The organism is Flavobacterium beibuense F44-8 (assembly GCF_000769915.1).
Taxonomy (GTDB): domain Bacteria; phylum Bacteroidota; class Bacteroidia; order Flavobacteriales; family Flavobacteriaceae; genus Flavobacterium; species Flavobacterium beibuense.
Genome location: NZ_JRLV01000032.1, coordinates 21,212 through 27,915, shown reverse-complemented (window position 1 = coordinate 27,915; position 6,704 = coordinate 21,212). Strand labels below are relative to the sequence as shown.

9 protein-coding genes are annotated in these 6,704 nt (G+C 33.4%); 2 read left to right on the top strand and 7 right to left on the bottom strand.

Annotation, left to right across the window (positions count from 1 at the left end):
• The coding region (locus Q763_RS16785) for a hypothetical protein (RefSeq protein ID WP_035136209.1) at positions 1-521 on the bottom strand (521 nt) is incomplete at its 3' end.
• A 212-nt stretch (positions 522-733) separates the two neighbouring features.
• The gene (locus tag Q763_RS16780; protein WP_035136207.1) at positions 734-1,588 is read right to left on the bottom strand and encodes a hypothetical protein; all 855 of its coding nucleotides are present in this window, start codon (positions 1,586-1,588) and stop codon (positions 734-736) included.
• A 108-nt stretch (positions 1,589-1,696) separates the two neighbouring features.
• Between Q763_RS16780 and Q763_RS16775 the strand changes: the two genes are divergently transcribed.
• Positions 1,697-1,936, top strand: coding sequence for a hypothetical protein (locus Q763_RS16775; protein ID WP_035136206.1), 240 nt, complete (start codon positions 1,697-1,699; stop codon positions 1,934-1,936).
• Positions 1,937-2,179, top strand: a complete 243-nt coding sequence (locus Q763_RS16770; RefSeq protein WP_035136205.1) for a hypothetical protein — start codon at positions 1,937-1,939, stop codon at positions 2,177-2,179.
• 35 nt (positions 2,180-2,214) lie between these two features.
• Here the strand turns inward: Q763_RS16770 and Q763_RS16765 are convergent, their stop codons facing one another.
• From Q763_RS16765 to Q763_RS16745, 5 genes are all read right to left on the bottom strand, one after another.
• Positions 2,215-2,919 (bottom strand): SIMPL domain-containing protein, encoded by a 705-nt coding sequence (locus Q763_RS16765; RefSeq protein ID WP_035136204.1) that lies wholly within the window; start codon positions 2,917-2,919, stop codon positions 2,215-2,217.
• 95 nt (positions 2,920-3,014) lie between these two features.
• Positions 3,015-4,172 carry a hypothetical protein gene (locus Q763_RS16760; RefSeq protein ID WP_035136203.1) on the bottom strand — a complete coding sequence of 386 codons (1,158 nt, stop codon included), beginning with the start codon at positions 4,170-4,172 and terminating at the stop codon, positions 3,015-3,017.
• A gap of 4 nt (positions 4,173-4,176) precedes the next feature.
• The gene (locus tag Q763_RS16755; RefSeq protein ID WP_035136202.1) at positions 4,177-5,274 is read right to left on the bottom strand and encodes a hypothetical protein; all 1,098 of its coding nucleotides are present in this window, start codon (positions 5,272-5,274) and stop codon (positions 4,177-4,179) included.
• Positions 5,275-5,391: 117 nt separating this feature from the next.
• A complete protein-coding gene (locus tag Q763_RS16750) occupies positions 5,392-5,691 on the bottom strand; it encodes a hypothetical protein (protein ID WP_157499512.1) in 300 nt (99 codons plus the stop codon).
• Between the two features lie 85 nt (positions 5,692-5,776).
• Complete coding sequence (locus tag Q763_RS16745) at positions 5,777-6,673, bottom strand: hypothetical protein (protein ID WP_035136200.1); 897 nt, start codon at positions 6,671-6,673, stop codon at positions 5,777-5,779.
• Between the last annotated feature and the right edge of the window lie 31 nt (positions 6,674-6,704).

Genomic DNA, 6,704 nt, shown 5'->3' with positions numbered 1-6,704 from the left:
TCCTGTCCAGTCATGGGTCCTATACCCAGATCTATCCTTATGTTATAAAAAGCAGCCCATTTCAAGATGTCCTTATTACCCTTATCATAACCATACTCAAAATAATCACAATAAAAATCGTTTGGAACATCCAGCCCGCCTTCTACCTCAAAATAATAGTGTTCAGGATAACCTGCAAGTAGACTGTAATAAATAACTTCTCCGTCTTCGGCCTCTAATTTTAATTTATAAGGATACTTAGGATTACTGGAAACCACTTTAAAAACCCTGTTTTCCAGAGATTTGGAATCAGAAGTTTCAAATCCTATTTCATGATAGGAATGGATATTATATTTATCTTTATAAAAATTATGATAACCTTTTTGTATTTTTATTTCCTCATCAGTAAGCGGTCTTATTGTAACGGTTTTACCCACTAAAAGCTCCGGGCGTTTAAAAGGAAAAATTTCTGGTTTCTTTTCTTCCTGTGCTATTGCAAGCACACTAAATAGTAAAACTAATGCTAATGTAAACTGTTTCATTATTGATGTGATTTGTTTGTATGATTTTTTTCAAATATAGAAATTGTTTGTTGGCTTCAAAATAAAAAACATGCACAATGTTCTTTGTATAAGTACCACTTCGCAGAGTGAAAACCTCATTAACATCAAGAGATTTTTCCTAACGTCAAAATGACAAAATACAATACAAAACTGCTTTTAAGACCGTTTTTTATTTATAAATCTATGTTGTATTATTTCTTGCTTTGTTCTCGGGCTTCAAGCTTGGCAAGACCACATGCTATGACACCTCTTATTTTTTCGCCGCCTTCGGGAGATATATCATTTTCTGGCGATTCCTTTTTCCCTCCCAGTAGTACACTAACTATTCTATTCTCACTAAAAAGTTTTTTATATTCATCACTTACTATTTCTATATTAACACCACGCCTATCATTACCCTTTCTTGAAGCTACAAGCGGCCGATTAGGCAACTCTAATTTAGTGCCATTATCAAAAATTACAGTAATTCCCATATTTTCCTTTGAGGGTATCTCCATAGTAAGCATTACAACATCTTTTTCCATTGTTTCAAATGTTACTCCATTTACTAACCATACAACAGCATAATCTTCTAAACCATCTGCTGTAAGATTAATTAAATTCTCATCTTCAACACCGCTATCAAAATAGTCGCAATAAAAATCGTTTGGAACTTCAAGCCCGCCTTCTACTTCAAAATAATAGTATTTAGGATAACCTTCAAGTAGCCTGTAATAAATAACTTCTCCGTCTTCTGCCTCCAATACCAATCTATTGTGATACTTAGGGTGTGTTGACACTACTTTAAAAGTTCTGTTTTCCAGAGATTTAGGATCAGATCTATCATTGTCTATTTCATGATAGGTATGAATACCTAATCTATCACTGGAAAAATAGGCATAACCTTTTTCTTTTTCTATTTCCTCATCAGTAAGTGGTCTTATTGTAACGGTTTTACCCACTAAAAGCTGTGGGCGTTTAAAAGGAAAAATTTCCGGTTTCTTTTCTTCCTGTGCTATTGCAAGCACACTAAATAGTAAAACTAATGCTAATGTTAATTGTTTCATTATTGATGTGGTTTGTTATATGATTTTTTTCAAATATAGAGAAAATTTTCTAAGTTTGTAAAAACTTTTTACTACCTTTTTTTCAATATTTGACTACATTTTTAACTCATGTTAAATGAGATACTTAGCGGTTGGAAAAACTTTATCCAAAAAAGCGAAGTAACCGAAAACACTGCCCGCAAGCGTGCTGCCCTATGTGCATTATGCCCGCATGCCGCAAAGGGAAAGCTACTTATTTTTATAAAAGACGACCTTAAGGAAATACAGGGATCTTACTGTAATGTATGTAAGTGCCCTTTATCGGCAAAGGTGCGTTCTAATGATATTTGTCCTGAAAATAAATGGTAAATGACCCGCTATGAAACACTTATAAGCCTACAGGAAAATTTTATGCAACTTGTAGCAAAAAACATTATCCCTGTGCATGTGCTGGACTGGAAAGTATACTATGAAGCCTACCTTAAAGAAACCGATTACCATAAAAAGTACTTTAAGAAAGTGCGTAAAACCCACATGATACAACAGGTTGCCGAAAACTATAACATTACCGAACGTACCATGTTTAACGTAGTTGCTTTTATGGAGGGATAAAAAAAAGAGGCTTTATATAAGCCTCTTTTTTCCTTTTACTTTAAACTAAAAATAACCGATACATGAACCTGATATTGCAGCTTTTGAAAATCTACAGGTAAAGGATCGGGTGCCCTGTTACCATAAATGCCACTACCTATACTTGCTACTCCCCTAATGACCACAGGCTTATTGTTTTGATTGTCATTTGCAGGGGTAATAATATCACTTATAAATAAAACATCGCCTATATCTTTTCCTGCTGCACGGGCTAAGGCTTGGGCGTTTTCCTTTGCTTTTTTTACCGCTTTAACTTTTAGTTCGGTTAACAGTTTCTCCTGTTTTGAATACTGCTTAGAATTAATACTAACGTTAGAGATATCAACCTGCTCTAAGGCAGTAATAACTTTTGAAGCAGTAACGGCATCATGCACCGTTAATTGATAGAGTTTAGTTTTATTAACCTTTAAACCTCCCAAAAAATATCGTTCATAATCACTGCCTAGTGTAACAAGAGTAAGCTCTTTAAGAACATCTATCCCTACTTGTGTTAATGCTGTTTTCATGACCTGCTCTAACTCTTCTACCGATTTTTTACCACGGGAATCACCTTCACTAAGTATAACGGACATATTTATCCTGTTTGGCATAATAAGAGTATCGGCAGTTGCCGATGTCTCTATATAAGGCTGATTCAAAAAATTAGTTTGAGCAAAAAGGTTACTCCCGGCTAGTAGTAACAAAAGTAAAATACCTTTCATACTTATTTTTTTATGGTTATACCAATATTGATAACTTTTGTATGTAAAAGGTTGGGAAACGAATAAAAAAAGAGGCTTAATATAAGCCTCTTTTTTTAGTTTTTTACTTGGGTTAGCTCTATATCTTTTATGTTTTCTGCTCCATTATCAATACCAAAACGTATTTGTACAGTTTGCAATATTGGGGTTTGAGATGAATCTTCCTTTTTTTTATCAAAAAATATCACATCAAAAAAACTATATTCATCTGGTCTTGCCGATTGTTGTAAGTAATACTTACTGCTGTAACCTAATTTATTTTTATTAAAGCGAGAATCAATAACCTCCCGATAATCTAAAATGCTACTGTCTTTAATTTTAGTAATGGTTTTGCCGTCCTGTTTTATTATACAGGTATAGCTCACAACTCCGCCTTTACGCTTAACCTTAAAAGCAACATCATACTTTATACTGTTATTAGTGTAATCACCCTTAAAGGTGTACTCCTTACCTTCATCTATAACATTAGGGTAGTTATGTTTTGCTCCATTATAAGGAAAATAGTCTGGATGTTTTTTTATCCTCTCCTGCTGATAGTTATAAAAAGTGTAGTTTGTATCTATAACTTTTAATTCACATACATTAAACTGGGCATCATACAAATCAGGGAAACCATAACTCCTACCGGTAATTTTAAATCCCGTGCCTTTTACATACACTCCGTCTGCATTATACTTATCAGGGTATACTTCGTTGTGTTTACGGGAGGCTCTCCCTTCAAAACAAATACCTAAAGTATCTGCAATTTCTCCGTCTTTAAGTTCAACATAATAAAGTTCTCCATAGCGTTCATTATAAAAACCTTCGCTTTCAAAATATTCAATTCTTTCTTCACCTTCATTTAAAACTTCCTTTTTTTCATCGGCATGTTTTTTTAAAAACTTTTCCATGAGCATAGTGGTGTCAATTAACGTAACCTCATTAACCACTATTCGGTTTTTCACATAATAGCAATCATAGTTATATTTTGCTCTGTATATTTTTCCTTTAACCCTAACCCGTGCTGTGTTAACAAAACCATGGGGTATTTTATAGTGTTCAATTTCCAGATTAATAGGTCCTTTAACAGTATTATTCACCACCGGAAATAAGGCATGCCCCCCTCCGCCAAGGGATACTTTATAAAAACCTTCAATTACAATTTCTTTCTCTTCCTCCTGTCCGTAAAAACAAACAGAAACCAGTAGCAATAATAACGTAAGGTACTTTTTCATGGGGTTAGTTTTTAATTAAAAGCTCGGTGTTTTCTATCCATACTGCCAGATACGGACTCCCACTATCCCTTCGTTTTAGCAGTACCATAAATGGTTTGTTTACAAACATTTTTTTAGGTACAATTTTCTCCTCAGGCATTTCTTCAACTGCAGCAGCCTCAATTATAGCTTCACTCTCTACAACAGCACCTTCTTCGTCTAACTGAAATGAAATACGCTGATAAGCCTCTTTAACTCTGTATTCCTCGGGTTGTCCTTTAAGGGTGAACTTGTTATCGGTAAGATCAGGGCAGTTAGATTTTAGGTTAAAATATATTTTAGGAATAACCAAACGGTCTTCTTCACTAAACTTATATCTCCAAGCCTCACTAAGAGTTGGTTTAAACATTCCTCTTGTTTTAACGGTTTCAATTACCTGTTCTATACCCTGCTGTAATGATTGTGGTTTTTGGTTAGGCATCCATAACAAAATCTCATGGTTTTTATCTTTAGGGTTAAGCCTTATCATAAAGTCGTTATCGCTATTGTAATCAAGTACATGTACACGATTCTCATCATGACCTCCCCATGTATAAAAAGCCTCTACGTTTTCATTATTAAACAAAAACGGTTCTCTATACACCTCCATACGTTCACTAAACGGAAGTTGCTTTGTAAAACGGGCAGCAGCCTTTATCTCAAAAGTATTAACAATTATCTGTACGGCGGTTTGATATTCGTTTTCGGTAAGGCAGCCTTTGTAATCTTTATAACTGTTTAGTTTCTCCAGTTCGGGGTAATTACTAGCTACAATAATAGGTTTATCATATGTTTTTACGATTTGCTCCCATACCATTAATAGAGTTGGACAGTAAATGGCATTTTTATTTTTGCTTAAAGAACCTGACGGAGTAGTAAAAAAAGTAGTGTTTTTAAAGAAGCTGAGATTAACCGCTTCACCAAAGCTTTTTTCACGGCTGTGACCTTCAATAAAATCAGCGATTGGATCACCATTAAGGTTTAAATCGACAACCTCAATAGAGTGTAACGGATTTTGGGTTTCCTTTTTGCACGATAAAAGTAATAAAGTCAAAAACAGAAAAACAAAGCGGGTAAGGTTCATGTTTTGTGTTGTTTTGGTTGCTACCAAATATAACGCAAAATGTTAAAATTTTATTACCGCTTATAAAAAGGCTTTGAGTATAAGGCAATATTCTTACATGATTTTCATAACAGTATATTACTTTTTGTTTTTCTTCTTCTTTTTATGTTTTTTATCCTCATCGTCAATATCATCTTCCTTTTCTAAACCGGTTTCATCAAATATTCTTTCATATCTTTTTATTTTCTTACCGCTTTTTCGTTCATCCTTCTCCACCTCTTCAAGATATTCTTCATAATTAAGGTTATCACCTATAATAATTAAATGTTGTTTTATATAGGGATTCATCAACGATCTTTTAAGGAGAAAACCTATAGCAAAAGCCATGAACCTTATAATAAGTGTAAGAATATAAAGAAAGAAAATAAACACTAACATAAAAATAAAGCTTAAAATAAAATACGCTATGATAAGTTTACATATCATAATAAAATCTTCCCAAATCGTTACCATACCTTAAATTTTAGTTTTCTCGTTTTTTAATAATAGGTTTATATCCGCGTTTGGCAGCCCATTCAAGGTACTCTTCGTACTCATCATTATTCTGTTTCATTCGCCTGTAAAGCTTTAAATAGACATTAGTATTTCTAATTGGAGAGCGGTTCATAAAAAACCTCCATACATAAGCATAAACAGGTCCAAAACCAAAAATCATAAAAAGTATATATAGAATAAGTGCTAATATGTACAGTATCATTATCTTAACAGTAAAAACCTGTTCTATATGAATTTGCTGTTTAAAAATACTAGCAGTAGTAATATTTTTTTCGGGAACATTCATCACAACACGTATGGAATCTTCCTTTTCGCTTTTACCAATATCTATAAAAATATCTTCATCCTGCAGACTATGATATCTATTAGCTTCAAATACTTCATACTTAAAAACTGTTGAGTCACTATGACTATGCTTATCATCAAAAAACCTCCCCGAAAGATCTGCTTCCCCTATTACAAACTCATCTTCATCATAACCAAATTTTTCTTTTATCTTATATGTAATTCTGGTTAAGTTAATCCTTCTTATATAAACCTCATACCACCCTGAATCGGTATGTTTTTCAAACAAATATTCCTTTTTAAGTTCAAGATCCATAGGTATTTGTATAGAGTCACCATTAGTTACCAGGCAACTGTCAATCAGGGTAATATTATAAGGGTAGTCCTCTTTTTTAAGGTCTTCTATAAATCTTTTAGAAAATTGTGAAGTATCATTTACCGTTACTAGCTTCATAGAACGGTTTTTCTCTCCGTTAGTTAAGTAAATGGTATCGGTTACTGTAGTATCAACTGTCCCCTTTCCGTTCTTATCACAACAAATAAAAAGAAACAATAACGACACAAGCAATAGCTTTTTCATTAGGTGTGTTTGTTGGTTGTCCAAATATAAC

Coding starts and splice junctions, on each gene's coding strand:
- Q763_RS16780 (WP_035136207.1), bottom strand. CDS start 1,588: ATGAAACAATTAACATTAGCATTAGTTTTACTATTTAGTGTGCTTGCA.
- Q763_RS16775 (WP_035136206.1), top strand. CDS start 1,697: ATGTTAAATGAGATACTTAGCGGTTGGAAAAACTTTATCCAAAAAAGC.
- Q763_RS16770 (WP_035136205.1), top strand. CDS start 1,937: ATGACCCGCTATGAAACACTTATAAGCCTACAGGAAAATTTTATGCAA.
- Q763_RS16765 (WP_035136204.1), bottom strand. CDS start 2,919: ATGAAAGGTATTTTACTTTTGTTACTACTAGCCGGGAGTAACCTTTTT.
- Q763_RS16760 (WP_035136203.1), bottom strand. CDS start 4,172: ATGAAAAAGTACCTTACGTTATTATTGCTACTGGTTTCTGTTTGTTTT.
- Q763_RS16755 (WP_035136202.1), bottom strand. CDS start 5,274: ATGAACCTTACCCGCTTTGTTTTTCTGTTTTTGACTTTATTACTTTTA.
- Q763_RS16750 (WP_157499512.1), bottom strand. CDS start 5,691: ATGTTAGTGTTTATTTTCTTTCTTTATATTCTTACACTTATTATAAGG.
- Q763_RS16745 (WP_035136200.1), bottom strand. CDS start 6,673: ATGAAAAAGCTATTGCTTGTGTCGTTATTGTTTCTTTTTATTTGTTGT.